General features: G+C 73.7%; 27 protein-coding genes. 11 read left to right on the top strand and 16 right to left on the bottom strand.

The genetic code is table 11. The annotated features are described in order from the left end of the window. Positions 1 to 29: 29 nt before the first annotated feature. Entirely contained in the window at positions 30 to 1,601 is a 1,572-nt protein-coding gene (locus ACLIYP_RS11770; RefSeq protein ID WP_412713076.1) for an MFS transporter, read from the top strand. A gap of 79 nt (positions 1,602 to 1,680) precedes the next feature. Here ACLIYP_RS11770 and ACLIYP_RS11765 read toward each other — a convergent pair whose 3' ends face one another. Then, positions 1,681 to 1,881: a DUF397 domain-containing protein gene (locus ACLIYP_RS11765; protein WP_412713075.1), complete on the bottom strand. Its 201-nt coding sequence runs from the start codon at positions 1,879 to 1,881 to the stop codon at positions 1,681 to 1,683. A gap of 12 nt (positions 1,882 to 1,893) precedes the next feature. Continuing rightward, on the bottom strand, positions 1,894 to 2,748 hold the full coding sequence (locus ACLIYP_RS11760) for a helix-turn-helix domain-containing protein (RefSeq protein WP_412713074.1): 855 nt from the start codon (positions 2,746 to 2,748) through the stop codon (positions 1,894 to 1,896). A 186-nt stretch (positions 2,749 to 2,934) separates the two neighbouring features. On the opposite strand from ACLIYP_RS11760, the gene ACLIYP_RS11755 reads away from it, so the two are divergent. Then, on the top strand, positions 2,935 to 3,282 hold the full coding sequence (locus ACLIYP_RS11755; RefSeq protein WP_412713073.1) for a hypothetical protein: 348 nt from the start codon (positions 2,935 to 2,937) through the stop codon (positions 3,280 to 3,282). Positions 3,283 to 3,380: 98 nt separating this feature from the next. Then, a complete protein-coding gene (locus tag ACLIYP_RS11750) occupies positions 3,381 to 3,971 on the top strand; it encodes a Uma2 family endonuclease (RefSeq protein WP_412713072.1) in 591 nt (196 codons plus the stop codon). Between the two features lie 34 nt (positions 3,972 to 4,005). On the opposite strand, the gene ACLIYP_RS11745 is transcribed toward ACLIYP_RS11750, so the two are convergent. Continuing rightward, entirely contained in the window at positions 4,006 to 5,256 is a 1,251-nt protein-coding gene (locus ACLIYP_RS11745; RefSeq protein WP_412713071.1) for an MFS transporter, read from the bottom strand. Positions 5,257 to 5,348: 92 nt separating this feature from the next. Between ACLIYP_RS11745 and ACLIYP_RS11740 the strand changes: the two genes are divergently transcribed. Beyond that, positions 5,349 to 6,323, top strand: coding sequence for a LysR family transcriptional regulator (locus ACLIYP_RS11740; RefSeq protein ID WP_412713070.1), 975 nt, complete (start codon positions 5,349 to 5,351; stop codon positions 6,321 to 6,323). A 38-nt stretch (positions 6,324 to 6,361) separates the two neighbouring features. Here the strand turns inward: ACLIYP_RS11740 and ACLIYP_RS11735 are convergent, their stop codons facing one another. Beyond that, positions 6,362 to 7,117: an alpha/beta fold hydrolase gene (locus ACLIYP_RS11735; protein WP_412713069.1), complete on the bottom strand. Its 756-nt coding sequence runs from the start codon at positions 7,115 to 7,117 to the stop codon at positions 6,362 to 6,364. 166 nt (positions 7,118 to 7,283) lie between these two features. Here ACLIYP_RS11735 and ACLIYP_RS11730 point away from each other — a divergent pair, with 166 nt between their 5' ends. Next, positions 7,284 to 8,423 carry an adenosine deaminase gene (locus ACLIYP_RS11730; RefSeq protein ID WP_412713068.1) on the top strand — a complete coding sequence of 380 codons (1,140 nt, stop codon included), beginning with the start codon at positions 7,284 to 7,286 and terminating at the stop codon, positions 8,421 to 8,423. A 165-nt stretch (positions 8,424 to 8,588) separates the two neighbouring features. Beyond that, positions 8,589 to 8,957 carry an ATP-binding protein gene (locus ACLIYP_RS11725; protein WP_412713067.1) on the top strand — a complete coding sequence of 123 codons (369 nt, stop codon included), beginning with the start codon at positions 8,589 to 8,591 and terminating at the stop codon, positions 8,955 to 8,957. Positions 8,958 to 9,094: 137 nt separating this feature from the next. On the opposite strand, the gene ACLIYP_RS11720 is transcribed toward ACLIYP_RS11725, so the two are convergent. From ACLIYP_RS11720 to afsQ1, 5 genes are all read right to left on the bottom strand, one after another. Next, a complete protein-coding gene (locus tag ACLIYP_RS11720; protein ID WP_412713066.1) occupies positions 9,095 to 9,298 on the bottom strand; it encodes a PspC domain-containing protein in 204 nt (67 codons plus the stop codon). A gap of 87 nt (positions 9,299 to 9,385) precedes the next feature. Further along, complete coding sequence (locus ACLIYP_RS11715) at positions 9,386 to 9,940, bottom strand: VanZ family protein (RefSeq protein ID WP_412713087.1); 555 nt, start codon at positions 9,938 to 9,940, stop codon at positions 9,386 to 9,388. A 131-nt stretch (positions 9,941 to 10,071) separates the two neighbouring features. After that, a complete protein-coding gene (locus ACLIYP_RS11710; RefSeq protein ID WP_412713065.1) occupies positions 10,072 to 10,704 on the bottom strand; it encodes a hypothetical protein in 633 nt (210 codons plus the stop codon). Next, the gene (locus ACLIYP_RS11705) at positions 10,701 to 12,350 is read right to left on the bottom strand and encodes an ATP-binding protein (protein ID WP_412713064.1); all 1,650 of its coding nucleotides are present in this window, start codon (positions 12,348 to 12,350) and stop codon (positions 10,701 to 10,703) included. The genes ACLIYP_RS11710 and ACLIYP_RS11705 overlap by 4 nt, the downstream gene beginning before the upstream one ends. Before the next feature lie 94 nt (positions 12,351 to 12,444). Continuing rightward, on the bottom strand, positions 12,445 to 13,122 hold the full coding sequence (gene afsQ1 / locus ACLIYP_RS11700) for a two-component system response regulator AfsQ1 (RefSeq protein ID WP_173915081.1): 678 nt from the start codon (positions 13,120 to 13,122) through the stop codon (positions 12,445 to 12,447). A 203-nt stretch (positions 13,123 to 13,325) separates the two neighbouring features. On the opposite strand from afsQ1, the gene ACLIYP_RS11695 reads away from it, so the two are divergent. Further along, on the top strand, positions 13,326 to 14,084 hold the full coding sequence (locus tag ACLIYP_RS11695; protein ID WP_412713063.1) for a SigE family RNA polymerase sigma factor: 759 nt from the start codon (positions 13,326 to 13,328) through the stop codon (positions 14,082 to 14,084). A 120-nt stretch (positions 14,085 to 14,204) separates the two neighbouring features. On the opposite strand, the gene ACLIYP_RS11690 is transcribed toward ACLIYP_RS11695, so the two are convergent. Beyond that, complete coding sequence (locus ACLIYP_RS11690; RefSeq protein WP_412713062.1) at positions 14,205 to 14,852, bottom strand: ATP-binding protein; 648 nt, start codon at positions 14,850 to 14,852, stop codon at positions 14,205 to 14,207. A gap of 119 nt (positions 14,853 to 14,971) precedes the next feature. On the opposite strand from ACLIYP_RS11690, the gene ACLIYP_RS11685 reads away from it, so the two are divergent. Further along, positions 14,972 to 15,439, top strand: a complete 468-nt coding sequence (locus ACLIYP_RS11685; RefSeq protein WP_412713061.1) for a hypothetical protein — start codon at positions 14,972 to 14,974, stop codon at positions 15,437 to 15,439. 78 nt (positions 15,440 to 15,517) lie between these two features. Here ACLIYP_RS11685 and ACLIYP_RS11680 read toward each other — a convergent pair whose 3' ends face one another. From ACLIYP_RS11680 to deoC, 3 genes are read right to left on the bottom strand one after another with little or no spacing between them, the layout of a single operon-like run. Continuing rightward, a complete protein-coding gene (locus tag ACLIYP_RS11680) occupies positions 15,518 to 16,426 on the bottom strand; it encodes an aldehyde dehydrogenase family protein (RefSeq protein ID WP_412713060.1) in 909 nt (302 codons plus the stop codon). Beyond that, positions 16,419 to 17,855, bottom strand: a complete 1,437-nt coding sequence (locus ACLIYP_RS11675; protein ID WP_412713059.1) for an aldehyde dehydrogenase family protein — start codon at positions 17,853 to 17,855, stop codon at positions 16,419 to 16,421. The genes ACLIYP_RS11680 and ACLIYP_RS11675 overlap by 8 nt, the downstream gene beginning before the upstream one ends. Before the next feature lie 5 nt (positions 17,856 to 17,860). Further along, positions 17,861 to 18,868: a deoxyribose-phosphate aldolase gene (deoC, locus tag ACLIYP_RS11670; protein WP_412713086.1), complete on the bottom strand. Its 1,008-nt coding sequence runs from the start codon at positions 18,866 to 18,868 to the stop codon at positions 17,861 to 17,863. Positions 18,869 to 19,015: 147 nt separating this feature from the next. Between deoC and ACLIYP_RS11665 the strand changes: the two genes are divergently transcribed. Then, positions 19,016 to 19,642 (top strand): PH domain-containing protein, encoded by a 627-nt coding sequence (locus tag ACLIYP_RS11665; RefSeq protein WP_412713058.1) that lies wholly within the window; start codon positions 19,016 to 19,018, stop codon positions 19,640 to 19,642. A gap of 193 nt (positions 19,643 to 19,835) precedes the next feature. Here ACLIYP_RS11665 and ACLIYP_RS11660 read toward each other — a convergent pair whose 3' ends face one another. The 3 genes from ACLIYP_RS11660 to ACLIYP_RS11650 all read right to left on the bottom strand — a co-directional run bounded on the left by ACLIYP_RS11660 (position 19,836) and on the right by ACLIYP_RS11650 (position 23,132). Next, on the bottom strand, positions 19,836 to 21,500 hold the full coding sequence (locus ACLIYP_RS11660) for a phospho-sugar mutase (RefSeq protein ID WP_412713085.1): 1,665 nt from the start codon (positions 21,498 to 21,500) through the stop codon (positions 19,836 to 19,838). Between the two features lie 213 nt (positions 21,501 to 21,713). Further along, a complete protein-coding gene (locus ACLIYP_RS11655) occupies positions 21,714 to 22,535 on the bottom strand; it encodes a purine-nucleoside phosphorylase (RefSeq protein WP_412713057.1) in 822 nt (273 codons plus the stop codon). A gap of 159 nt (positions 22,536 to 22,694) precedes the next feature. Continuing rightward, entirely contained in the window at positions 22,695 to 23,132 is a 438-nt protein-coding gene (locus tag ACLIYP_RS11650; RefSeq protein WP_093661664.1) for a gamma-glutamylcyclotransferase, read from the bottom strand. A gap of 130 nt (positions 23,133 to 23,262) precedes the next feature. Between ACLIYP_RS11650 and ACLIYP_RS11645 the strand changes: the two genes are divergently transcribed. Both ACLIYP_RS11645 and ACLIYP_RS11640 read left to right on the top strand, forming a co-directional pair. Continuing rightward, positions 23,263 to 24,711 (top strand): NAD(P)H-quinone dehydrogenase, encoded by a 1,449-nt coding sequence (locus ACLIYP_RS11645; protein ID WP_412713084.1) that lies wholly within the window; start codon positions 23,263 to 23,265, stop codon positions 24,709 to 24,711. 182 nt (positions 24,712 to 24,893) lie between these two features. Then, positions 24,894 to 25,756 (top strand): DeoR/GlpR family DNA-binding transcription regulator (locus tag ACLIYP_RS11640; RefSeq protein ID WP_412713083.1); only part of this gene is annotated, 863 nt, incomplete at its 3' end.

The raw sequence follows: 25,756 nt of genomic DNA, 5'->3' as shown, positions 1-25,756 counted from the left end.
TTCCCGGACTCGAAACGCATGGGAGTGCCATGAGCACAACGACCGTACGCAGGGCCGGTGCCCGGCAGTGGACGGGCCTGGCCGTCCTTTCGCTGCCCACCGTGCTGCTGGGCCTCGATGTCACCGTGCTGTACCTGGCCCTCCCCTCGTTGGCGGAGGACCTGCGCCCGAGCGGCACCGAAGAGCTGTGGATCATGGATGCCTACGGTTTCCTGATCGCCGGCTTCCTGATCACCATGGGCACGCTGGGCGACCGGATCGGCCGCCGCAGGCTGCTGATGACCGGGGCCGCCGCATTCGGAGCCGTCTCCGTGCTGGCCGCCTACTCCCCCAGCGCCGAAACGCTCATCGCCGCGCGCGCGGCCCTGGGGATCGCCGGTGCCACGCTGATGCCGTCCACCCTGGCCCTGATCAGCAACATGTTCGCCGATCAGCGCCGGCGCTCACTGGCCATCGGCATCTGGGCGACGAGCTTCGCGCTCGGCATGGCGCTCGGGCCGGTGGTCGGCGGCGTGATGCTGGACCACTTCTGGTGGGGTTCGGTGTTCCTCCTCGCGGTTCCGGTCGCGATCGTGCTGCTGGTGGCCGCGCCGCTGCTGATCCCCGAGTACCGGGCGCCGCACAGTGGCCGGTTCGACCTGCTCGGCGTCGCGCTGTCGCTGACCGCGATCCTGCCGGTGATCTACGCGGTGAAGCGGTTCGCCGAGGACGGCCCCGGCGTTCCCGTGATCACCGCCACGGTGACCGGCCTGGTCTTCGCGGTGCTGTTCGTCCGGCGCCAGGGCAGGCTGGCGAGCCCGCTGCTGGACGTGCGCCTGTTCTCCGACCGCACGTTCAGCGCCGCGCTGGGCGTCCTGCTCGCCGGCCTGGTCGGCGTCGGCGGCTCGATGCTGCTGATCACCCAGCAGCTCCAGCTCGTGGAGGGACTGCCCGCCGTCGAAGCGGGCCTGTGGATGGGACCGCCCGCGATGATGATGTTCCTGGCCGCGATCGGGGCGCCACTGGTCGCGCGCCGTGTGCCGCCGGGGATCGTGGTGGCCACCGCCCTGGCGCTGTCCACGGTCGGCTACGTGCTGCTCGCCCAGGTGGACGCCTCGGGCGGAATCGCCCTGATGGTGACCGGTTTCGGCCTCGTCTACCTCGGACTCGGGGCGATCGCGGCCCTGGGCACGGACCTGGTGGTGGGAGCCGCGCCGCCGGAGAAGGCCGGTTCGGCCTCGGCGATGTCGGAGACCGTGCAGGAACTGGGCCTCGCCCTGGGCGTGGCGATCCTGGGCAGTCTGGCCACCGCGGTCTACCGCGGCCGTATCGGCGACGAGATCCCCGCCGGTACGCCGCCCGAGGTGGCCGACGTGGCGGGCGACAGCCTCGCCGGCGCGGTGTCCTCTGCACACCGGATGCCCGCCGGCTGGCTCGACCAGGCCAGGGAGGCGGCCACCTCCGGGCTGAACACCGCGATGCTCGTCGCCGCGGTGTGCGCCCTGGTGCTCTCGGTCCTGTCCGCCGTCGTGCTGCGGCACGTCGGCACCGTCGGCGGCGGCGACGATGGACCGGAGTCGGGGGAGGCCGTGCCGGCGGAATCCGCCGGCACGGAAGCCTGACCGCGGCGCCGGCGCCCGGACCAGGCGGACCGGCACCGACCCCCGCACGCACCCGGCCCCCACCGCGCCCCGGCCCAGGTCAGGAACCGGTGAAGCGGTCGAGCTCGCCCGCCTTTGCGCTGCGTATGAAGGCGGCCAGCCTCTCGGGCGTGGTGGTCAGGACAGTGCCGGGGTGATCGCTCTCGCGCAGCTTGATGGTGCCGTCGTCACCCGCGGCCACGTATACGCAGTTGGCGGCCTCGCCGCTGTAAGTGGACTTCTGCCAGGCAAGGTTGGACATGCGCACTCCTTCTCAGATCTCTCGGACGATGCGGTGCATCAGGTCACGGGAATCGGCTGGGGCGAGAGCGCAGCCTTCCATACGACTCACGACGGTGCGGTACTTCATCAACTGTGCGTGGGCGTCGAGAAATTCTGAGCCGTGGTCCGTGTCGAGTTGAATGGTGTCCAGCTCCGGCACGGGGCCGTGGCAGTGGACGACGGACTGCCCCGAACTGGGGAAGGTGCCCGCACCGAACCGGATCACCAGGACGGTGATGTTCTCGCGCTCGCCCATCTCGATGAGGTGCGTGAGTTGAGCGCGGGCCACGGCCGGGCCTCCGAAGCCCATGCGGAGGGCGGCTTCGTGGATTACCGCCGTCAACGGGACCGGCTCGTCTCTGTAGAGGATTGTCTGCCGTTTGATCCGGAAGGAGACGCGATGCTCCACGTCGGGCGGGGCGAGCGAGGGAACGACATCGCTGATGACCGCGCGTGCGTGTTCTGCGGTCTGGAGGAGGCCGGGCACGTGGATCACCGAGGCGATGCGCATCGAGACCGTGTGGTGTTCGAGTTCGGCGAGGTCGAGTGCTCCGGCCGGAAGGATCTCCCGGTACTCCTCCCACCAGCCGCGTGTCCGTCCGCCTGTCATCGAGGCGAGGGCGTCGATGAGGGCCTGGTCCGTGCACGAGTACAAGCGGGCCAGAGCCCGTACGCGTTCGGCGCTCACCGGATAGCCGCCGGACTCGATGCCGCTGATGCGCGCCTGGGTGGTGCCGTGGAGTTCGCCGGCCCGGGTGGCGGACAGCCCTGCCTGTTCTCTCAGCCGGCGAAGCTCCGCGCCCAGGCGTCTTTGCCGGATGGTCGGTGGGACCTTGCTCGGCGGCATGGTCGTTCTCCCTGGCTCGTACACAGTTCCCGGTGGTCACCCCGGAGAGCGAATAAGGGTATGCATTCTTTCGCTTCCATGGAATGCATACCACCCATCTCGCTGCGGTGGGGCGCACCGCGACCGGTGCGGCTGCTTCCGCCAGGTCGCACAGTCGCGTTCACCCCCCTTCCGCAGGAGGCGTTCATGAACACCGTATCCCCGCAGAACGGCGGCTCCGGACCGCGCGGAAATCCCGGAGCCGCAGGCTCGGGGCGCTTCGAGGAGGAGTTGCGGGCGATGGTGGTGGACCTCGCGCCGCGGCAGTTCGCCGTGGTCCAGATGTGGGATGCGGGCCACGGAGAGCTGGACGGGTGCGTCGCCGCGTGGGGCACGGTGTACGAGGACGGGCGTACGCAGGTGAGCGGCGCCGACGGCGCCTCGCAGTTCGTGCTCGGCTCGCCGGAGCGGGCCGTGTGGTGGTTCGGGCGGGAGGTGGGCGTCACGGCCCGGCTCGTCTGGCTCGCCGCGCCCGAGCGGACCGCCGCTGCCTGACCTGCGAGGTTCCCCGTTCGGGTGAATGGGAACGGTGGACCCGCGCGGGGTGCGTTGGGCACGCTGGGATCGGTGACGCACCGATAGAGGAGACCGCCATGAGCGCACTCACCGTCGATCCGGGGCCGGGGCGTGCCCACGGCTGGGACGACCTGGTCCGGCTCTGGGAGGAGACGGACGGGCCCGAGGGCTCCAAGGTGGAGATCATTGACGGGGTCGTTACGGTGTCACCACCGCCTGCCAAGGATCACAACGACATCGCTGACGAGATCCAGCGGGCGTTGTACACGGTGATCCCCCGAGACTGGGGCATCTACCAGACTCAGGGCGTTTCCGTTCCTTCCCGCAGCGGGATCTACATCCCCGACCTCCTGGTCGTGCCGAAAACCGCGATGAGGGATGCGGATCGGTTTGTCCCGGCGGACGATGCGGAACTCGTCGTGGAGATCACCTCGTCGTCCAACGCCCGGCACGACCGGATCAGCAAGCCCGCCGGTTACGCCCAGGCCGGGGTGCCGCTGTATCTGCTGGTCGACCGCTGGGCGCCCGGCGGCCCGACCGTGACGCTCTACGGGGAGCCGAAGGAGGATGTCTACCGGGTGCTGCACGCGGGGAAGTTCGGGGACAAGGTCCTCCTCCCCGATCCCTTCGGCCTCAGCATCGACACGGGCGCCTTCCCCGCCGGCTGAGCCGGCCGGAAAGACGCCCGCGGGAGGGTGGAGCTCAGCAGGTCCGTGCGACCGCCAGGCGGCGCTGGACCACCGCGCGGCGCGTGGCGTAGAGGGTGACGCCCGCGGCGAGGACCAGGGCGGTCAGGGAGAAGGCGACCGTCGCGCTCCAGCCCGCCGCGTGGTAGGCGATCGCGCCCAGCGTGCCGCCCAGGGAGCTGCCGACGTAGTACGCCATCTGGTAGAGCGCCGAGGCCTGGGCCCGGCCCGTCTTCGCCGTGCGGCCCACCGAGCCGGAGGCGACCGCGTGGCCCGCGAAGAAACCCGCCGTGACCAGGACCAGGCCCAGCAGCACGGCCGCGAGGGTGTCGCCGAGGGTCAGCAGCAGACCGGCGGCGGTGGCGCCGATGGCCAGGTAGAGCGCGCCGCGGCGGCCGAGCCGTCCGGTCAGGCGCCCGGCGGCGGCCGAGGCGACGGTGCCGACGAGGTAGATCACGAAGACGGAGCCGGCCAGGCCCTGGGAGAGGCCGAAGGGCTCGGACGTCAGCCGGTAGCCGACCACCGTGTAGACCGCGCCGAAGACGGTCATGAACAGCAGGCCGAGGGTGTACAGCCGCACCAGCAGCCCGTCGGACAGGTGGCCGCGCACGGTGTTCAGCAGCTCGGCGGGGCGCAGTGAGGCGGGGGTGAAGTTGTGCGCCCGGGGGATCAGCAGCCGGTAGGCGAGGGCGCACAGCAGGGCGAGCACGCCGACCGCCGCGAGCCCGGCGCGCCAGCCCCAGCCCTCGGCGACCCAGCCGGTGAGGACGCGGCCGGTCATCCCGCCGACGCTGTTGCCCGCCACGAACAGGCCGATCGCCCCGACCAGCGCGGCGGGCCGTACCTCCTCCGCCAGGTACGCCGTCGCCGAGGCCGGGATGCCCGCGATCGCCGCGCCCTGCAGGGCCCGCAGCGCGATCAGGACCTCCAGGCTGGGGGCGAAGGGCAGCGCCACCGCCACCGCGACCGCGACCGCCAGGGAGCCCGTCATCAGGGCGCGCCGTCCGAAGCGCTCGGACAGGGCGGACAGCGGCAGCACGGCCACCGCGAGCGCGATGGTGGCGGCCGAGACGGTCCAGCTCGCCTGTCCCGGCGTCACGCCGAAGTCGGCGGAGAGGGCGGGCAGCAGGGGCTGGGTGGAGAACAGCAGGGCGAAGGTGGCCAGGCCCACGGCGAAGAGGGCGAGGCTGATGCGCCGGGGGGAGGACGGGAAACGCTCGGGAGAGGCACCTGTGCGGGCAGGTGCCCCGGTATCGACGGAAGGCATGCCTCGAACGTACGATCAGCGATCTGATGCGTCCAATGCACAAAGGTGCTGTTCTTCATGCAGGAGCGCATAAGACGAGATGGGAGGGTGTCGTGTCACCGGTCGGCAACAGAAAAGACATCTCGGTTACATCCGACACATCCAGCGGCGCCCCCCACATCGACCCCGGTTCCTGGGCCGCCGTGCTCACCCCGAGGCTGGCGCAGTTCGTCGCCGTGGCCCGGCACGAGCACGTCACGCGGGCGGCCGGCGAGCTGGGGGTGCCGCAGTCCACGCTCAGCCGGGCGATGGCGCGGCTGGAGGACGACCTGGGGGTCGCGCTGTTCGCGCGGCGGGGGCGGACGGTCTCGCTGACGCCCGCCGGGCGTACGTTCCTGGCCTCGGTGGAGCGGGCGCTGGGCTCGGTGGAGCAGGCGGCGGAGGCGGTGCGGGCGGACGCGGACCCGGCCTCGGGCAAGGTGGCCTTCGGCTTCCTGCACACGCTGGGGTCGGAGACCGTGCCCGCGCTGATCCGCTCCTTCCGCGCCGACCACCCCCGGGTGCGCTTCTCCCTGGTGCAGACGTACGGCGAGGCGATGATCGAGCGGCTGCGCGCCGGGGATCTGGACCTGTGCCTGACCTCCCCGGTGCCGGACGCCCCGGATCTGGCCGCGCGGCGGCTGGACGAGCAGCGGCTGCGGCTGGTCGTGCCCGAGGAGCACCCGCTGGCACGGCGCAGGCGGGTACGGCTGGCGGAGGCGGCGCAGGAGCCGTTCATCACCCTGGAGCCGGGCTACGGGATGCGGCGGATCTTCGACGCGCTGTGCGCCGAGGCGGGCTTCAAGCCGAGGATCGCGTTCGAGGGGGAGGAGGCCGAGACGCTGCGCGGGCTGGTCGCCGCGGGCCTGGGGGTGGCCCTGCTGCCGCCCCCGGCCGTGCCCCGGCCGGGGGTGCGGGAGCTGGCGGTCACCCAGCCGCGGGCGGTGCGGGAGATCGGGGTGGCCTGGGTGGACGGCCGCCCGGACACCCCGCCGGTGGCGGCGTTCCGGACGTTCCTGCTCAGCCGCCGGGGGCGGCTGCTGGCGTAAGGGGCGCGTGGGGCGGCCGTACGCGCCGGAGGGCGCGCTCAGTGGCGCAGGGAGCGGCCGAAGCCGGCCGCCAGCGGCATGCGCAGGCCCAGCGGCGGCGGGGCCGCCAGCGCGTCGGCCACCGGGCGGGCGAAGTCCCGGTCGCACAGCGAGCCCAGGGCGAAGTCCTCGGCCAGGGCGAGGACTTCCGCGCGGTGCTGGCGCAGTGCGTGGCCGTCGGTGTGGACCTCGAAGCGGCAGACGTCCGGGTTGATCTTCTTGGCCCGCACGGCCAGCCGGTAGGAGAGGTCCGGGCCGGTGTGCTCGTCGTCCGTGCCGTGCACGATCAGCACCCGCCGGCCGGCGAGCTGCCGCACCGGTTCCTCCCCGCCGTCCTCGGACGTCCCCGGCAGCCAGGGAGCCAGTGCCAGGACGGAGACGACCGCCGGGTGGCCCGCGGCCCGCAGCGCCGCCCGGCCGCCGATGTCCCGGCCCACCAGGCACACGGGGACGTCGCCGTAGCGGCGCACGACCTCCTCCAGCGCCCACTCGACATCCTCCACGGGGTGGGCGTCCGCGCCGTTCCAGCCGCGGTAGCGGTAGTGGAGGACGTGCGCGGCCACGTCGTGTCCCTCCCCCGCCCGCACCAGCCGCCGCGCCAGCGGCAGCATCGCAGCCGCGGCCCGGCGGGAGCGGCCGCGCGTGCTCGCGACCGCCCCTCCCGGGAGCAGCAGGACCACGCCCTGTACCGCGTGGTCGTCCCCGAACGCCCGCCCCAGCCGCGCATCCCGACGCGGCAACGCCTGCTGAGTCACGGCGAAAACGATGGCAGAAGCCGGGGTGTACGAGCGGTGCCGGGCGGTCACCGTTGGGTATCGAAAGCGTCCTGGGCCGCGTGCGGACGGTGCGCGGACGGCGTACGGGCAGGGGGTGTACCTGCCCAAGGGTGATATCTACGCGCGTAGGCGCTAGAGTGCGGCAATGACGAGCGAGACTGTCACCACCGCCCCCACCCCGGACCAGATCCGCCGCGCCCCCAAGGTGCTGCTCCACGACCACCTCGACGGCGGCCTCCGCCCGGCCACCGTCGCAGAGCTCGCCCGCGAGTGCGGCTACGACGGTCTGCCCGAGACCGACCCCGAGGCGCTGGGCACATGGTTCCGCGAGGCGGCCGACTCCGGCTCCCTGGAGCGCTACCTGGAGACCTTCGCCCACACCTGCGCCGTGATGCAGACGCGCGAGGCGCTGGTGAGGGTCGCGGCCGAGTGCGCCGAGGACCTGGCCGCCGACGGCGTGGTCTACGCCGAGGTGCGCTACGCCCCCGAGCAGCACCTGGAGGCGGGGCTGACGCTTGAGGAGGTCGTCGAGGCCGTCAACGAGGGCTTCCGGGAGGGCGAGCGCCGGGCCCGCGAGGCCGGCCGGCGCATCCGCGTCGGCGTCCTGCTCACCGCCATGCGGCACGCCGCCCGCTCGCTGGAGATCGCCGAACTGGCCAACCGCTACCGGGACGCGGGCGTCGTCGGCTTCGACATCGCGGGCGCCGAGGCGGGCCACCCGCCCACCCGCCACCTGGACGCCTTCGAGTACCTCAAGCGCGAGAACAACCACTTCACCATCCACGCCGGCGAGGCGTTCGGGCTGCCGTCCATCTGGCAGGCGCTCCAGTGGTGCGGCGCCGACCGGCTCGGCCACGGGGTGCGCATCATCGACGACATCCACGTCGCCGGCGACGGCACGGTGAAACTGGGCCGGCTGGCCGCGTACGTGCGCGACAAGCGGATTCCGCTGGAGCTGTGCCCCACCTCCAACATCCAGACCGGTGCGGCCTCCTCGTACGCCGAGCACCCCATCGGGCTGCTGCGGCGGCTGCGCTTCCGCGCCACCGTCAACACCGACAACCGGCTGATGAGCGGCACCAGCATGAGCCGCGAGTTCGGGCACCTGGTGGAGACGTTCGGCTACACGCTGGACGACATGCAGTGGTTCACCGTCAACGCCATGAAGTCCGCGTTCATCCCTTTCGATGAACGTCTGGCCATGATCAACGAGGTGATCAAGCCCGGGTACGCCGAGCTGAAGGCCGAGTGGCTGTTCCGGGAGGCCGTCGCCAAGGGCCTGTGACCAGCGGTTCCTCCGGCCGGAGGCGACCGGGGGAGGAGATGGGAGGCGGCCGGGCGCGACGGCGGAGGCGTGCGCCCGGCCGTTTCGGGGTGTTTGCGGCGGGTGCGGCGCCCTGGCTACGTTCGCGAGGCCGCTCAAGCCATCCACACGAGGACGTACCAGCTGATGAAGCAGCGAACGATGAAGACGATCGGTGTCGCCGTGCTCGGCGCCGCCTTCGCCGCAACCGGTGCCGGGACCGCCTCCGCGGCGGACACCCTGGGGCTCGGCAAGACCGCCGGAGGCGCGGTGAAGAGCCTGCCCGTGCAGGAGGTCGCCAGGACGCTGCCCGCCCCCGACGCGCCCCAGCAGGCCAGGACGCTGCCCGCTCCCGCCGAGGGCAAGGCCGGGCAGCAGCCCAACACCAAGAAGCAGGACCCGGTGCGGGACCTGCTCGGCGGCCTGCCGCTGGGCAGCCCGGAGAAGCCGACGATGCTCAACCTGCCGACGGGCAAGCTCAGCGGTGCCCTGCAGACCGGCAAACTGCTGGGCTGACACGCCTCCCCCTTCTCCCCTTCCGGCGCCTCCCCCCTCCCTCCACCCCACCCACGGGAGGCGCCACGGGCCGCGCACCGGGCCGCCCCGGCGCGCGGCCCGTTCCCCTGTGTGCGGGGGCGTCCGTACGGGGCGCGTCACCAGCCGGTGCGGTGCACCTTCCGCTCGTCCGGCAGCAGGATCCACAGCGCGATGTAGAGCAGGAACTGCGGCCCCGGCAGCAGGCAGGAGACCAGGAAGATCACGCGCATCGTGTTCGGGGTGGTGCCGAAGCGGCGGGCCAGCCCGGCGCACACACCACCGATCATCCGGTCGTCGCTGGGGCGGACGATTGCTGCCATGGCGGGACTCCTTCGCTCTTGACGGAACGCCGTCGATCGGCGGGGACAGATCCACCGTAGACGAGCGTTACGGGCGAAAGCCTCCCTCTACGGTGCGATCCCGACCCTGGAAGTCCTCGGGGGAGCACCCTGATCCCCCCTCCCCGGGGAGCCGGGCCGCCGTGCGCCGGAGCCCTCCCGCCGCGCCTCCGCGCGCAGCCGGGCGCGCAGCGCCGGGTAGCACAGCAGATGGACCAGGGCCACGCCCGTGGTGTTGAGCAGCAGCGCGTCCACGTCCGCCACCTGCCCCGGCACCGCGGGCTGCACCAGCTCGATGCCGAGCGAGATCATCGCCGCGGCGAAGACCGTACGCGCCCACGAGCCCAGCCGCGACGACACCCGGCCCGCCGCCATCGGCAGCAGCACACCCAGCGGGGCGAGCAGCGCCAGCCCGCCGCCGATGCCCTCCAGCGCCGCCCGGGGGCCGTCCGCCAGATCGGCGTGGATCGAGGCGAAGGGCCGCAGGTTCGCGGGGGAGACCCAGGGGACGGACAGGGGGCGCAGCGTCAGCCAGCCGACGAACAGCAGGTGGCAGCAGAGGAGTACGAGGCCCGCTGCACGGATGCGGTGGGCGGCGGAGCCGCCGGGGTGATGACGCTGCACGGGGACACAGACGCACACGGCGCGCACGGCGGTTCCGCACCTTCGGGCACGCCGGTGCGCGGCGCGGGCACCGGGCGCGGACGCGGGCGCGGGCGGCCCGCATCCGGCGCCCGGCACCCGGCGCCCGGCACCTAAGGGAGCGGAGTGCCCGCGGTCTTCGCCGCCTCCGGGCTGCCGCGCAGCGCGTCGGTGCAGGAGTAGCGCAGCGGGGGAGCCCCGCCGCCGTCCCGTGCCGGTCCGCCGAGCACCACCGAGTCCTCCTGGCCGGCGGCGGCCGTGCCCGCGAGGGTGCAGACGATCTGGGCCAGCGCGAAGGACGGCAGCCCGCCGGGGTCCCGGCTCAGCCGCAGCGTCCCTCCGGGATCGCCGTCCCCGGGCCCGTCGATCTCCAGCTCCCCGGGGACCGAGCTGCCGAAGCCCGCCTCCCGTTCGGCCCGGGACGGGTTCTCCCGCAACTCCTCCAGCAGCTCGCGGGCCGTCTCCAGCCGGGTGTCCGGGCCGGGCTCCGAGCCGCCCAGCGGTACGGTGCGCTCCACCGCGGAGACGGCTCCGCCGCAGACCAGGAAGACCTCCGCCCGGACGGTCCCGTCGCCGGGGCGCCGCTCCTCCTCGGTGGCGGGTGGCGCGCACGAGGCCCGCGACGGCGCCGGGCCGGCGTCCACCGGCACGGGCGTGGAACGTATGCCGCACCCGCCCAGCGCGAGCGCGGCCAGGGCCGCGGCGGTCGCGCGGAGGCCGGGAGCCGTGCGGCGCGTGGTGCTCATCGTCCGCCCTCCCGGTGCGCCCCGCCGCCGTCCGGGCCCGGGGCGGTGTCCGTGTCCCGGTTCCTGTCCGGCTCCCTGTCCGGGGCCCTGTCCGGGTCCGTGTCGCGGTCCTGCTCCGGCGCGAGGTGGCTGGCGTCGCGCGGCAGCCGCAGGGTGAAGACCGCGCCCCCCTCGGGCGCGTTCCCGGCGGTGATGGAACCGCCGTGGATGTGGGCGTTCTCCATGGCGATCGACAGCCCGAGCCCGCTGCCCTCGGAGCGGGGCCGGGAGGCGCTGGCCTTGTAGAAGCGGTCGAAGACGTGCGGCAGCACGTCCTCGGGGATGCCGGGGCCGCGGTCGGCGACCCGGATGACCAGCTCGTCCTCGCCCGGCTTCACGCCCGGCCCCTCGCCCGGTTCCGCGTCCTTCACTGCGGACTCGCGGGTGCGCACCGACACCCGCACCGGGGAGCCGCCGTGCTTGAGCGCGTTGCCGATCAGATTGGCCAGGATCACGTCCAGACGGCGCGGGTCGAGCCGCGCCGTGATGCCGCGGTCGGCGTCTAGCTCGACCGCGTCCAGCCAGGCCCGGGCGTCGATGCAGGCCGTCACCTGGTCCGCGACGTCGACGTCGTCGAGCACCAGGCGGGCCGTACCCGCGTCGAAGCGGGTGACCTCCATCAGGTTCTCCACCAGGTCGTTCAGCCGCCGGGTCTCGCTGACGACCAGGGTGACCGCGGGCGCGATCATCGGGTCGAGCGAGTCGATCTCGTCCTCCAGGACCTCGGTGACGGCGGTGATCGCGGTCAGCGGAGTGCGCAGCTCGTGCGACATGTCCGCCACGAAGCGGCGGCTGGACTCCTCGCGGGCGCTCAGTTCGGCCACCCGCTGCTCCAGCGCCTCGGCGGTGCGGTTGAACGTCCTGGAGAGCTCGGCCAGTTCGTCCTTCCCCGACACCCTCAGCCGGGTCTCCAGCTTCCCCTCGCCCAGTCTCCGCGCCGCCTCGCCCAGCTGCTGCACCGGCCGCAGCACCGTGGTGGCGGCGGCCTGCGCCAGCAGGGCGGAGCCGACCAGGGCCAGCGCGGTGGCGATCCCCAGCGACCAGGCCAGGGAGCTGAGGTCGTCCCGCTCGGGGGCGAGCGACTTGAACATGTAGCCCGTCGGCCCGCCGCCGATCACGGTCGCGCCGCCCACCAGATACGGTTCGCCGCCCACCGTGATCCGCTGCCAGTACAGGTGGTAGGGGGCCTTGTTGACGGCGTCGACCGGGCGCTTCTCGGCGACCGCCGAGCGCAGCGCCCCGGGCACGTCCTCCAGCGTGAACTCCGGGTCGGACACCGCCTCGCACCGCGAGCCGTCGGCCTGCTCCCCGATCAGCACCACCTCGTACCGCTGGGTGGTGTTGGCCATGGCGCCGGCCGTGTCCCGCAGCGCGTCGCAGGGCGGACGGCGGGGCATGGCCCCGGCGTTGTCGCCCAGCGACTCGCGGAAGTCGTTGAGCGCCGCGTTCTGCGCCCGGGTCAGGACGGCGTCGCGGTTGATCCAGTACGCGATGCCGGAGACGGCCACCGCGGCGGTCAGCGCGACCAGCGCGAATACCACCACCAGCCGCAGGCGCAGGCTCGTCAGCCGCAGCGACCCGGCGATCCTGTCCCGGGAGCCGCTCACGGCGCCTCCCGCCGGGCTCGGCCGCGCCGGGGCGCGGACGCGGACGCGGACCGGGGTATCGGCGCCGGACGCCCGCCGGCTTCGTGCGCCCCCGTCACGCGGGGGGATCCAGCCGGTATCCGACGCCGCGCACCGTGCGGATCAGCGTCGGAGAGGAGGGGACGTCCTCGACCTTGGCGCGCAGCCGCTGGACGCACGCGTCGACCAGCCGGGAGTCGCCGAGGTAGTCGTGCTCCCACACCAGCCGCAGCAACTGCTGCCGCGACAGAGCCTGTCCGGGGCGGCGGCTCAGCTCCAGCAGCAGCCGCAGCTCGGTCGGGGTGAGCTGGAGGTCCCTGCCGTTCTTCGTCACCGTCATCGCCGAGCGGTCGATGACCAGCGCGCCGAAGGTCGCCGAGTCGTTCGCCTCCCGCTCGCCGCGCCGCATCACCGCGCGGATGCGGGCGTCCAGCACCCGTCCCTGCACCGGCTTGACCACGTAGTCGTCCGCGCCGGACTCCAGGCCGACCACGACGTCGATGTCGTCGCTGCGCGCGGTCAGCAGGATGATCGGCAGCTGGTCCGTGCGCCGGATGCGGCGGCACACCTCGAAGCCGTCGATGCCGGGCAGCATGACGTCCAGCACGATCAGGTCGGGCCTCTGTTCGCGCAGCAGCTTGAGGCCGTCCTCGCCCGACGCGGCGGTCACCACGCGGTGGCCCTGCCGGGTCAGCCCCATCTCCAGGGCGGTACGGACGGCCTCGTCGTCCTCGATCAGCAACAGGAAAGGCACGCGCGCCATTCTGGCGCATCAGGCGCCCGCACTTCGACCGGCCGGTGAACGGAGCGCGAACACGGGCGGGTCACGGTCCGCCCTGCCTCTGTGACACCCCTGTGACAGACGGCGGACCCGGCGATGAAACTGCCCCGGCAGTGTATTCCGCGTACTCGGTACGGACCGAGCGCACAGGCCGGTTCCACAAAGGGGGGCGCGAGATGAACACACTGCACCGCAACATCACCAGCGCGGTTGTCAACACGCGTCTGCACACTCCCGTGGTTCCGGCACAGGGCGGGGAGAGGTCCGGCGCGGCGGGGGCCGGGTCGTGCGACCGGGGCGCCGGCCGCAGGCGGCCGGCGCACATCGCCGCCGCGCCCGAGCCGGTCCCGGGGGGGATCCGGGGGGAGGAAGCGCACGGGGAGGCATCGGGGGAGCGGCGCCGGGGGGGTGTGACGGAGGCGGAGTTCACCGCCTACGTCCGCGAGCGCCGCGCCTCCCTGTACGCCACCGCGTACCACCTCACGGGGGACCGCCACGAGGCCGAGGACCTGCTGCAGAGCGCGCTGTTCTCCACCTACCGCGCCTGGGACCGGATCACCGACAAGGCCGCGGTCGGCGGATACCTGCGCCGCACCATGACGAACCTCCACATCAGCGCCTGGCGGCGCCGCAAGCTCAACGAGTACCCGACCGAGGAGCTGCCCGAGGCGGCCGGCGAGAGCGACGCGATGCGCGGCACCGAACTGCGCGCGGTGCTGTGGCAGGCGCTGGCGCGGCTGCCCGAACTCCAGCGCACGATGCTGGTCCTGCGCTACTACGAGGGCCGTACCGACCCGGAGATCGCGGAGATCCTGAACATCAGCGTCGGCACGGTCAAGAGCAGCATCTGGCGCTCCCTGCGCCGGCTGCGCGGCGACGAGGCGCTCAGCTTCGGGCGCGATCTGGAGGAGAGCTTCGGCGAGCTGGTCGCCTGACGGCGCGCCGGGACCGGGGGGAAGACGGGGGACAGGGGGCAAGCGGGGGGAAACGGGGGAGAGCACGGGGGTGCTCGGTGAGCGGGCCGGGCCGGACGGGGGGTCCGGCCCGGCCCGCTCTCACGCGCGCACGACCCCCGGGCGCTCGCCTCCACGCGTACGCCTCCCGGGCGCGCCGAGCGCCTCGATCCGCGCCAGTGCCTCGTCCCGGCCGCAGGCATGGGCGCCCAGGGCGACGTGGCGCGCGACGATCGAGCCCTCGGCGCGCATCAGGGTCCAGCCGCGGCGCACCAGGACGGGCAGCGACTTGCGGCCCTCGCGCACATCGCGCACCAGCCGCCGCCGGAAGGTTGTGGAGGGGCGGCCGCGCAGGCACAACGCGTCGGCCAGCAGGCCGAGTCCGAGGCAGCGCGCGGCGATCTCGGCGGCGAATATCCCCTCGGCGACGAACAGGCGCGCGCCGCGCAGGTCCAGCGCGTCCTCGCCGGTCCGGGCGCTCGTGGAGATGTCGTAGACCGGGACGGTGGCCCGGCCGCTCCCGCACAGGGCGGCGATCGCCGCCACCGCCGCGTCGGCGTCCCAGGAGGCGGGGTGGTCCCAGTCCACCGGACCGCCGGCGGCGAGCCGGGGGAGAGTGGGGTCGCCGGCCTCCTTGTAGAAGTCGTCCAGGCGCAGTACGGGCAGCCCGGTGCGGGCGGCGAGCGAGGACTTGCCGGAGCCCGAGGGACCGGTCAGCAGGATCACGCGGGCGGTGTCGTGGGAGCTCACGGAAGACCATTGTCGGCCATCCACAGGGGCGCCGGTACGCGTGTGCGTGTGACGCCCGGCTCGTATACGCTGAGTCACCGTACAGTCACAGTCTTCGAGTTCTCTTGGCAGGTGTACCGATGACCGCTCAGCGCCGCCGTCACGCACGGGAGAGTCGGACGGGGAGCAGCGGCGTCCAGCGCGCCCTGCTGCGGGCCGGGTTGACCGTCTCCGCGGTCGGGGCCGCGGTGGCCACGGGCGCGGGGGCGGCGGCCGCGGCTCCCGGGCAGGGCGCCGGGGCGCCCGTACAGCTCTCGGGCCTGACGTCGGCGCTCTCGCCGGATTCGCTCGGGTCGAGCGTGCACGGCCTGGCCGAGGGCGTGGGAGCCACCGAGCACGCGGCGGCCGGTGCGGCACGCCCGGTCAAGGACGCGCGGATCGACCCGCTGGCGGGCACGGGCGTCGACCCGCTGGACAACACGGTCGGCACCCAGATCGCCGACTTCCGGCCGGTGAGCAGCGGGGCCGTCACGGGGCCGGTCAGCGAGGGGGGCACGGTCCGCACCCTTCCGGTGACGGGCCCGGTGGCGGGGCTGCTGCCCGGCTGAGCGGGCTTCCGGCCGGGCGGGGCGCCCCGTCCGGGGCGCGCCTCCCCTGAGGGAGCCGCGCCCCGGACGGGCGGTCCGTCAGACGCCGACGGGGTGCCAGACGGTCTTGGTCTCGACGAAGGCCAGCATCCGCTTCACACCCGGGTCGGCGGACCAGTCGGAGGCCGCGGATCCGCCGGCCTCCGGGCGCAGCACCCGCTTGAGGTTGTCCGCGGCGGCCGTCTCCAGCTCCTTCGCCAGATCCGCGTCCGCGCCCGCCAGGTCGATCGCGTTGACGTCGCTGTGGGCGGCGAGCGGCGCGGCGATCTCCGCGGTCCGCCCGGACAGGATGTTGACCACCCCGCCGGGCAGGTCGGAGGTGGCCAGCACCTCGGCCAGCGACAGTGCGGGCAGCGGCGCCCGCTCACTGGCCACGACGACGGCCGTGTTGCCGCTGACGATCACCGGGGCCAGCACCGAGACCAGGCCCAGGAGCGAGGACTCCTGCGGGGCCAGCACGGCGACCACACCGGTCGGCTCGGGCGTGGAGAGGTTGAAGTACGGGCCCGCGACGGGGTTGGCGCCGCCCGCGACCTGGGCGATCTTGTCGGACCAGCCCGCGTACCACACCCAGCGGTCGATCGCCGCGTCCACCCGGGCGGCGGCCTTCGCCTTCGACAGCCCCTCGGCTGCGGCCACCTCGGCGGTGAACTGCTCGCGGCGGCCCTCCAGCATCTCGGCGATCCGGTAGAGGATCTGGCCGCGGTTGTAGGCGGTCGCCCCCGACCAGCCGCCGAACGCCTTGCGGGCCGCGACCACCGCGTCCCTGGCGTCCTTGCGGGAGGCGAGCGGGGCGTTGGCCAGCCAGTTGCCGCGTGTGTCGGTCACCTCGTACACCCGTCCGCTCTCGGACCGGGGGAACTTCCCCCCGACGAACAGCTTGTAGGTCTTCGCCACGCCCAGCCGCGTGCGCGCGGCGCCGCCGGGGTTGCCGGACTGCTCAGACATCGAGGTACGCCTCCAGACCGTGACGGCCGCCCTCGCGGCCGAAGCCCGACTCCCTGTAGCCGCCGAACGGCGAGGTCGGGTCGAACTTGTTGAACGTGTTGGCCCACACCACGCCGGCCCGGAGCCTGCTGGCCATCGCCAGGATGCGCGAGCCCTTCTCCGTCCACACGCCGGCGGACAGGCCGTACTGCGAGTTGTTGGCCTTGGCCACCGCCTCGTCGGGGGTGCGGAAGGACAGCACCGACAGCACGGGTCCGAAGATCTCCTCGCGGGCGATCCGGTGGGCCTGGGTGACGTTGGTGAAGACCGTCGGCGCGAACCAGAAGCCCCGCTCGGGCAGTTCGCACGCCGGGGACCACCGCTCGGCGCCCTCGGCCTCGCCGCTGTCGGCGAGCTCGGTGATGCGGGCGAGCTGTTCGGCGGAGTTGATCGCGCCGACGTCGGTGTTCTTGTCCAGCGGGTCGCCCACCCGCAGGGTGGACAGCCTGCGCCGCAGCGCCTCCAGCAGCTCGTCCTGCACCGACTCCTGGACCAGCAGGCGCGAGCCCGCGCAGCACACCTGGCCCTGGTTGAAGTAGATGCCGTTGACGACGCCCTCGACGGCCTGGTCGATCGGCGCGTCGTCGAAGACGATGTTGGCGCCCTTGCCCCCCAGTTCCAGGGTGAGCCTCTTGCGCGTCCCGGCGACCGTGCGCGCGATCTGCTTGCCGACGGCCGTGGAGCCGGTGAAGGCGACCTTGTCGACGCCCTCGTGCGCCACCAGCGCCGCTCCCGTGGATCCGTCGCCGGTCAGGATGTTGACGACGCCCTTCGGCAGCCCCGCCTGGCGGCAGACGTCCGCGAAGAACAGCGCCGACAGCGGGGTGGTCTCGGCGGGCTTGAGGACCACGGTATTGCCGCAGGCCAGCGCCGGGGCGACCTTCCAGGCCAGCATCAGCAGCGGGAAGTTCCACGGGATGACCTGGGCGGCCACTCCCAGCGGCCTCGGGTCCGGCCCGTACCCGGCGTGGGCGAGCTTGTCGGCCCAGCCCGCGTGGTAGAAGAAGTGCGCGGCCACCAGCGGCAGGTCCGCGTCGCGGGTCTCGCGGATCGGCTTGCCGTTGTCCAGGGTCTCCAGGACGGCCAGCTCGCGCGAGCGCTCCTGGATGATCCGGGCGATCCGGAACAGGTACTTGGCGCGCTCGGAGCCGGGCAGCGCCGACCAGGTGGCGAAGGCGCGGCGGGCGGCGGCCACGGCGGCGTCCACGTCCTCGGCCCCGGCGTGGGCGACCTCGGCCAGGACCTCCTCGGTGGACGGCGAGAGGGTCTTGAAGGACCTGCCCCCCGCGGCCTCGCGGAACTCGCCGTCGACGAACAGGCCGTAGGAGGGGGCGATGTCCACCACGGCGCGGGACTCGGGCGCGGGTGCGTACTCGAACATGGGGCTCATCGTGATCAGTCCACCGTCACGTAGTCGGGGCCGGAGTAGCGCCCGGTGGTCAGCTTCTGGCGCTGCATCAGCAGGTCGTTGAGGAGGCTGGAGGCGCCGAAGCGGAACCAGTCGGGGTGCAGCCAGTCGTCCCCGAGGACCTCGTTCACCATCACCAGGTATTTGATCGCGTCCTTGGTGGTGCGGATGCCGCCCGCGGGCTTGACCCCGATCCGCGTGCCGGTGGCGGCGCGGAAGTCGCGCACGGCCTCCAGCATCACCAGGGTGTTCGCCGGGGTGGCGTTGACCGCGACCTTGCCGGTGGAGGTCTTGATGACGTCGGCCCCGGCGAGCATCGCCAGCCAGGAGGCGCGGCGGACGTTGTCGTACGTGGACAGCTCGCCGTTCTCGAAGATCACCTTCAGGTGCGCGTCCTCGCCGCCGGGGCGGGCGCACGCCTGCTTCACGGCCCGGATCTCCTCGAAGACCTTCATGTAGCGGCCGGAGAGGAAGGCGCCCCGGTCGATCACCATGTCGATCTCGTCGGCGCCGGCCGCCACCGCGTCGCGGGTGTCCGCCAGCTTCACGTCCAGTTCGGCGCGTCCGGAGGGGAAGGCGGTGGCGACGGAGGCGACCTTGACGTCCTGCCCGCCGGCGGCGGCCAGGGCCTCCTTGGCGGTGGCCACCATGTCCGGGTAGACGCAGATCGCGGCGACCCTCGGCACGGTGCGGTCGGTGGGGTCGGGGTTGACGCCCTTGGCGCACAGCGCCCGGACCTTGCCCGGGGTGTCGGCGCCCTCCAGGGTCGTCAGGTCGATCATCGAGATGGCGAGGTCGATGGCGTACGCCTTCGCCGTGGTCTTGATCGAACGGGTGCCGAGCTGGGCCGCGCGGGCTTCCAGGCCGACGGCGTCGACCCCGGGCAGGCCGTGCAGGAAGCGGCGCAGCGCGGCGTCGGAGGCGGTCGCGTCCGCCAGTGCGGAGGGCGCGGCGGGAGGCGGTGCGGGGGGTGCGGTGGGAGACGAAGCAGACATGGTCACCAGATGAGCATATCTACGCGCGTAGCAAACTGTCATCCCCCTCCCCCGCTTCCCGGCCGGGCCGCCGCGGGCGCACGTCCGGCCCGTGAGGCGCCCCACCGGCCGGACGTGCGTGCGGCGGGGTCGTGCAGAATCGGAGGCATGAGTGAGCAGACCGGGTACCCGGACCACACCTACCGCTCGGCCATGGGGATGGTGGGGGGCACGCTGCTGCTGGCGCTCGTCGTGCTGCTGGCCGCCGACGGGATCGCCAACGGCGAGGGCCGCACCCGGTGGATCTCGCTGGCCGCGCTGGTGGCGTTCGTGCCGCTGATCTTCGCCTTCTCCCTGCGGCCGGCCGTGTACGCCGGGCGCGAGCGGCTGCGGGTGCGCAACCCGTTCCGCACGATCACGCTGCCGTGGGCGTCGGTCGAGGGCGTACGGGCGGCGTACTCCGCCGAGGTCTTCGCGGGCGACGGCAAGTACCAGATGTGGGCGATCCCGGTCTCGCTGCGCCAGCGCAAGAAGGCGCTCCGGCAGAGCCGGGGCGGCGGCGCGGCATCGGCGAACCTGTCGGGTCCCGGGGCGGTGTTCGCCCCGGAGCTGGCCGGCACGGGCGGCTACCGGGCCCAGGCGGACCAGGCGGTGGACGAGATCCGCGCCCTGGCCGAGCGCCACGCCCCGGACGAGGGGGCGCAGGGCGCCCCCAGCGTCCGCTGGGCCTACGAGGTCATCGTCCCGGCGGCGGTCGGCGGGGCGGCCCTGCTGGCCCTGCTCTTCCTGGGCTGAGGTCCCGCATCGCCCGCGCGGCGTCCCACGGGATTTCCACGTGCCTCCACGGACCCGTGGTGCCGTGCCGGGCGGTGCGGCACCTTCCACCCGTACCACCCGTACCGCCGGACGCCCGCCCGTGCGGCGCCGCGCACGCCCCTCGGCTCGCCCCCCGCGTGGACGGACCGCTTCCGGCCCCGCCCGGCGTACGTCAGATGCCCGCGGCGGCGGCGAGGTCCGCCCTGAGGGCGCCCAGCACCTGCTCCGCCGTGGCGCGGGCCGCGCTCAGCTCCGAGGCGTCCGCCACGGGGACGACCGCCTCCAGGTAGCACTTCAGCTTCGGCTCCGTGCCGCTGGGGCGGACGACGACCCGGGCGCCGGCCACCCGCTGCCGGGGGTCGCCCGCCAGCCGGTAGCGCAGGCCGTCGGTCGGCGGCAGGTCCCCGGCGCCCCGGCTCAGGTCCTCCGCCGAGAGCACCGTCAGGCCCGCCAGCAGGGCCGGCGGCGCCTGGCGCAGCCGGCGCATGGCGCCGGCGATCACGGACAGGTCCTCCACCCGCACCGAGAGCTGGTCGGTGGCGTGCAGGCCGTACTCGACCGCGAGGTCGTCCAGCAGCTCGGTCAGGGAGCGCCCGCTCCCCTTCAGCTCGGCGGCCAGTTCCGCGACGAGCAGCGCCGCCGTGACGCCGTCCTTGTCGAGCACGCCCTCGGGGTCCACGCAGTAGCCCAGCGCCTCCTCGTAGGCGTAGCGCAGCCCGTCGACGCGGGCCAGCCACTTGAAGCCGGTCAGCGTCTCGGTGTACGGCACGCCCGCCGCCTCGGCGATGCGCGACAGCAGGGAGGAGGAGACGATCGTGGTGGCGAAGGTCCCCCGCGCACGCTTGTGCACAAGATGGGTGGCCAGCAGCGCCCCCACCTCGTCGCCGCGCAGCATCCGCCAGCCCGCGTCAGCCTCCGGGTCGGGGACGGCCACCGCGCAGCGGTCGGCGTCGGGGTCGTTGGCGATCACCAGGTCCGGCCGGTGCTCGCGGGCCGCGGCGAAGGCCAGGTCCATCGCCCCGGGCTCCTCCGGGTTGGGGAAGGCCACGGTGGGGAAGTCGGGGTCGGGATCGGCCTGCTCGGCCACCGGCACGGGGGCGGGGAAGCCCGCGCGCCCGAAGGCGGCGGCGACCGTGGCGCCGCCCACGCCGTGCAGCGAGGTGTGGACCACCTTCACGTCCCGGGGCCCGCCGGGGGCGAGGACGGAGACCGCGCGCTCCAGGTAGGCGTCCACGACCTCCTCGCCCAGCACATCCCAGCCGGACCCGGCCAGGGGGACGTCCGCGAGGGAGCCGATGGAGGCGATCTCGTCGGCGATCTCCCCGTCGGCGGGCGGCACGATCTGGGAGCCCCCGCCGAGGTAGACCTTGTAGCCGTTGTCGCGCGGCGGGTTGTGGCTGGCGGTGACGGTGACGCCCGCGACGGCGCCCAGGTGCCGGACGGCGAAGGCCAGTACCGGCGTGGGCAGGGGGCGCGGCAGCAGGGCCGCCCGCAGGCCGGCGCCGACCATCACGGCCGCGGTGTCGCGCGCGAAGTCCTCGCTGCGGTGGCGGGCGTCGTAGCCGACGACGACCAGGCCCCCGCCGTGCCCGTGCGCCCGCAGGTACGCCGCGAGCCCGGCGGCCGCGCGGATGACGACCGCGCGGTTCATCCGCATCGGGCCGGCGCCCAGCTCCCCGCGCAGTCCGGCGGTGCCGAACCGGAGGGTGCCGGAGAAGCGGGCCTCCAGCTCCTCCAGGTCCCCGGCCTCGATGAGGGCGGCCAGTTCCGCACGGGTCTGCGGGTCGGGGTCCTCGGCCAGCCAGGACCGCGCCTGCGCGGTCAGGTCCTCGTGCACGGTTGCCACGGTCTCTCCGCCTCTCGCGTGTCGCCTGTGGGCGGCGGTGTGCGCCGCTCCTGCTTCGCTGCTCCCCGCGCCGGTGGGCGCGGGCTCCTGCGATGTCCACCGGTACCCGGGAAGCCGGCGGGGCCCGCGGCGGGGTGGGCTGTCCGAGGGGCCCCGCGGGGCCCGTACCGCCGGGCGCGCCGGACCGGACCGGGTCCGACAGGGTCAGATGAGTCTGAGGACCCGGTCCAGCAGCGAGCCCATCCGGGCGGCCGAGTCGCGGCCGGCCTGGAGGACCTCCTCGTGGTTGAGCGGTTCGCCGGTCATGCCCGCGGCCAGGTTGGTGACCAGGGAGATGCCCAGCACCTCGGCGCCCGCCTCGCGGGCGGCGATCGCCTCCAGGACGGTGGACATGCCCACCAGGTCGCCGCCGATCGCCCGGACCATGCCGATCTCGGCGGGCGTCTCGTAGTGCGGGCCGGGGAACTGGACGTAGACGCCCTCCTCCAGGCCGGCGTCCACCTCCTGGCACAGCGCGCGCAGCCGCGGGGAGTACAGGTCGGTGAGGTCGACGAAGTTGGCGCCGACGATCGGCGAGACGCCGGTGAGGTTGATGTGGTCCCGGATGAGGACCGGCTGGCCGGGGCGCATTCCGGGGCGCAGCCCGCCGCAGCCGTTGGTCAGCACGACGGTCTTGCAGCCCGCGGCCACGGCCGAGCGGACCCCGTGGACGACGGACGCGACGCCACGGCCCTCGTAGTAGTGGGTGCGGCCGAGGAAGACCAGCGCACGCTTGTCGCCGAGGCGGTGCGAGCGGACCTTTCCGGCGTGGCCCTCGACCGCCGGCGGCGGGAAGCCGGGCAGGTCGGTGACCGGGAACTCGTGTTCCGGCTCCCCGAGCGCGTCGGCGGCCGGCACCCAGCCCGAGCCCATGACCAGGGCGACGTCGTGGGTCTCCGCGCCGGTCAGCTCGCGCAGGCGGGCCGCTGCGGTGCCGGCGGCGGCGTACGGGTCGCCGGAGTAGGCGGTGGTGGCAGAAGCGTTCACGCCGATGAGGGTAACCGGTAATCGCCTACGCGCGTAGACGGGTGTCCGGGAGTGGTCCGGGAAGCGGCCGAAAGTGGACCCGGGCGGGCCGGAGTGCCCCGGAATGTCCCGAAGCGGCCGACGGGGACCCGTGCGGTCCGCGCGGTCCGTCCGCTCCGTTCAGCAGGGGCGCTTGCGCAGTTCCGTCACGTAGTCGTGCGGTGCCCCGGCGGACTCCGCCGCGTCGGCGATCTCCCCCAGGTAGCGGGCCGAGGGCAGCCCGCCCTCGTAGCCGTTGAGGACGTAGCACCAGGCCGGCTCCTCGCCGTCCAGGGTGTGCACCCGCACCCGCATGCGGCGGTAGATGTCCATGCCGACGCCCTCCCAGCGGTCCATGGAGTCCTCGTCCATGGGGGCGATGTCGTAGAGCGCGACGAAGACCGTCGCCTTCGGGGCCTCCACGATGGTCGCCAGCGAGCCCTCCCAGCCCATGTGCTCGCCGCCGAAGGTCAGCCGCCAGCCGCTGAGCCACCCGGTGCCGCGCAGCGGCGAGTGCGGGGCGCGGCGGGACATCAGCCGGGCGTCGAGGTTTCCGGCGTATGCGGCGTAGAGCGACATGCGACGAGGGTATAGGCAGCGGCCTCCGCCACCCGGGCGGACCACCGTCGTGCCCCTGCCGTTTGCCCCGCCGCGTGCGTCGTCATGCGCACGGCGGGTGGTGGCGGCCGCCGGAAGGGCGCGTGCGAGACTGGAGTACGTGACTCGGATCGTGATCATCGGTGGTGGGCCCGGCGGCTACGAGGCGGCGCTGGTGGCCGCGCAGCTCGGAGCGGAAGTGACCGTCGTCGACCGCGACGGTCTGGGCGGCGCGTCGGTGCTGACCGACTGCGTCCCCTCCAAGACGCTCATCGCGACCGCCGAGGTGATGACGAACTTCGACTCCTCCTACGAGGAGCTCGGCATCATCGTCGAGGACGGCGCCCCCGACCCCGACAACCCCGCGCGGGTCGTCGGCGTGGACCTGGGCAAGGTCAACCGGCGGGTGAAGCGCCTGGCGCTGGCCCAGTCGCACGACATCACCGCGGCCGTCACCCGCGCCGGCGCCCGCGTGCTGCGCGGCCGCGGCCGGCTGGAGCCGGGTCAGGCGTCCGACGGCACGCGGCAGGTCGTCGTGGAGACGGCCGGGGGCGAGGAGGAGCGGCTGAGGGCCGACGCCGTGCTCATCGCCACCGGCGGCAAGCCGCGCGAGCTGCCCGACGCCCGCCCCGACGGCGAGCGCATCCTGAACTGGACGCAGGTGTACGACCTGGAGGAGCAGCCCGAGGAGCTGATCGTGGTCGGCTCCGGCGTCACCGGCGCCGAGTTCGCCGGCGCCTACCAGGCGCTCGGCTCCCGGGTGACGCTGGTCTCCTCGCGCGACCGCGTGCTGCCGGGCGAGGACCCGGACGCGGCGGTCGTGCTGGAGGACGTCTTCCGCCGCCGCGGCATGAACGTGATGTCCCGCTCCCGGGCCGCCTCCGCCAAGCGCGTCGGGGACCGGGTGGAGGTCACCCTCTCCGACGGCCGGGTCATCACCGGCAGCCACTGCCTGATGGCCGTCGGCGCCGTCCCCAACACCTCGGGCATCGGCCTGGAGGAGGCCGGGGTGGCGCTGAAGGACTCGGGCCACATCCGCACCGACCGTGTCTCGCGCACCTCCGCACCCGGCGTCTACGCGGCCGGCGACTGCACGGGCGTGTTCGCGCTCGCCTCGGTCGCGGCCATGCAGGGCCGGATCGCGATGTACCACTTCCTGGGCGAGACGGTGGCCCCGCTGGACCTCAAGACGGTCTCCGCGAACGTCTTCACCGACCCGGAGATCGCCACCGTCGGCTACACCCAGGCCGACGTGGACGCCGGCCGGATCGACGCCCGCGCCGTCAAGCTGCCGCTGCTGCGCAACGCGCGGGCGAAGATGCAGGGCGTGCGGGACGGTTTCGTCAAGCTGTTCTGCCGTCCGGGCACGGGGATCGTGGTCGGCGGGGTGGTGGTCGCGCCGCGCGCCAGCGAGCTGATCCATCCGATCTCGATCGCGGTCGACAACAACCTGACGGTCGAGCAGATCGCGAACACGTTCACCGTCTACCCCTCGCTGTCGGGTTCGATCGCCGAGGTCGCGCGGCAGCTGCAGACGCGGAAGGCGGCCGAGGGCGGCTGACCGGCAGCGGGCCGGAGGGCGGTCCGGCGGCCCGGGTTCCGCCGGGCCGTCCGCGTATACCACGGCAGGGTTCCGCCTACGAACAATTTCCGTTATTCAGCGGAAACAGCTGAAAGCAGACGGTCGCGCGGGTTACTGTCTGTTCCGTGTTCGCTGCAGAACGTCGTCAACTGATCCTCGAAATGGTGCGGGCCAACGGAGCCGTGTCGCTCCGCGAACTCGCACGTGTCGTCCAGACCTCCGAAGTGACCGTGCGTCGTGATGTCCGGGCGCTGGAGGCGGAAGGGCTGCTGGACCGCCGGCACGGCGGCGCGGTGCTGCCCGGCGGCTTCTCACGTGAATCCGGCTTCCCGCACAAGGCGCACCTGGCGACCGCGGAGAAGAGCGCGATCGCCGACGTCGCCGCGGGCCTCGTGGAGGAGGGGGAGGCCGTCGTCGTCGGCGCCGGGACGACCACGCAGGAGCTGGCCCGCCGCCTGGCGCGCGTTCCCGGCCTGACCGTGGTCACCAACTCCCTGCTGGTTGCGCAGGCGCTGGCGCACGCCAACCGCGTCGAGGTCGTGATGACCGGCGGCACGCTGCGCGGCGCCGACTACGCGCTGGTCGGCAGCGGCGCCGAGCAGTCCCTCCACGGGCTGCGGGTCTCGCGCGCCTTCCTGTCCGGCAGCGGGCTGACGGCCGAGCGCGGCCTGTCGACCTCCAACATGCTGTCGGCGAGCGTGGACCGGGCGCTGGTGCAGGCCGCCGCGGAGGTGGTCGTCCTGGCCGACCACACCAAGCTGGGCGTCGACACGATGTTCCAGACCGTTCCCCCGGAGGCCATCGCCCGCCTGGTGACCGACGAGCCGCCGCCGCACGAGGAGCGGGCGGCGGCCGAACTCCGGGCGCTGGCGGACCAGGGCGTCCAGATCACGGTGGCCGGTGCGGCGGGTGCGCCGTCCGGCGCGGTGCCCGGCGCCGCTGTGGCGCATCCCGGGCCGGCCGGAGCGGCGGGGCAGAGCGGCCAGGGCGGGCCGTCCGGCGTCGGTGAGTTCGTAGCGGCGCC

It is taken from the genome of Streptomyces nanhaiensis, assembly GCF_046614825.1.
GTDB lineage: Bacteria > Actinomycetota > Actinomycetes > Streptomycetales > Streptomycetaceae > Streptomyces > Streptomyces radiopugnans.
This window is presented reverse-complemented; position numbering and strand designations above follow the sequence as displayed.

Coding starts and splice junctions, on each gene's coding strand:
- ACLIYP_RS11770 (WP_412713076.1), top strand. CDS start 30: ATGAGCACAACGACCGTACGCAGGGCCGGTGCCCGGCAGTGGACGGGC.
- ACLIYP_RS11765 (WP_412713075.1), bottom strand. CDS start 1,881: ATGTCCAACCTTGCCTGGCAGAAGTCCACTTACAGCGGCGAGGCCGCC.
- ACLIYP_RS11760 (WP_412713074.1), bottom strand. CDS start 2,748: ATGCCGCCGAGCAAGGTCCCACCGACCATCCGGCAAAGACGCCTGGGC.
- ACLIYP_RS11755 (WP_412713073.1), top strand. CDS start 2,935: ATGAACACCGTATCCCCGCAGAACGGCGGCTCCGGACCGCGCGGAAAT.
- ACLIYP_RS11750 (WP_412713072.1), top strand. CDS start 3,381: ATGAGCGCACTCACCGTCGATCCGGGGCCGGGGCGTGCCCACGGCTGG.
- ACLIYP_RS11745 (WP_412713071.1), bottom strand. CDS start 5,256: ATGCCTTCCGTCGATACCGGGGCACCTGCCCGCACAGGTGCCTCTCCC.
- ACLIYP_RS11730 (WP_412713068.1), top strand. CDS start 7,284: ATGACGAGCGAGACTGTCACCACCGCCCCCACCCCGGACCAGATCCGC.
- ACLIYP_RS11725 (WP_412713067.1), top strand. CDS start 8,589: ATGAAGCAGCGAACGATGAAGACGATCGGTGTCGCCGTGCTCGGCGCC.
- ACLIYP_RS11720 (WP_412713066.1), bottom strand. CDS start 9,298: ATGGCAGCAATCGTCCGCCCCAGCGACGACCGGATGATCGGTGGTGTG.
- ACLIYP_RS11710 (WP_412713065.1), bottom strand. CDS start 10,704: ATGAGCACCACGCGCCGCACGGCTCCCGGCCTCCGCGCGACCGCCGCG.
- ACLIYP_RS11695 (WP_412713063.1), top strand. CDS start 13,326: ATGAACACACTGCACCGCAACATCACCAGCGCGGTTGTCAACACGCGT.
- ACLIYP_RS11685 (WP_412713061.1), top strand. CDS start 14,972: ATGACCGCTCAGCGCCGCCGTCACGCACGGGAGAGTCGGACGGGGAGC.
- ACLIYP_RS11680 (WP_412713060.1), bottom strand. CDS start 16,426: ATGTCTGAGCAGTCCGGCAACCCCGGCGGCGCCGCGCGCACGCGGCTG.
- ACLIYP_RS11675 (WP_412713059.1), bottom strand. CDS start 17,855: ATGAGCCCCATGTTCGAGTACGCACCCGCGCCCGAGTCCCGCGCCGTG.
- deoC (WP_412713086.1), bottom strand. CDS start 18,868: ATGTCTGCTTCGTCTCCCACCGCACCCCCCGCACCGCCTCCCGCCGCG.
- ACLIYP_RS11665 (WP_412713058.1), top strand. CDS start 19,016: ATGAGTGAGCAGACCGGGTACCCGGACCACACCTACCGCTCGGCCATG.
- ACLIYP_RS11650 (WP_093661664.1), bottom strand. CDS start 23,132: ATGTCGCTCTACGCCGCATACGCCGGAAACCTCGACGCCCGGCTGATG.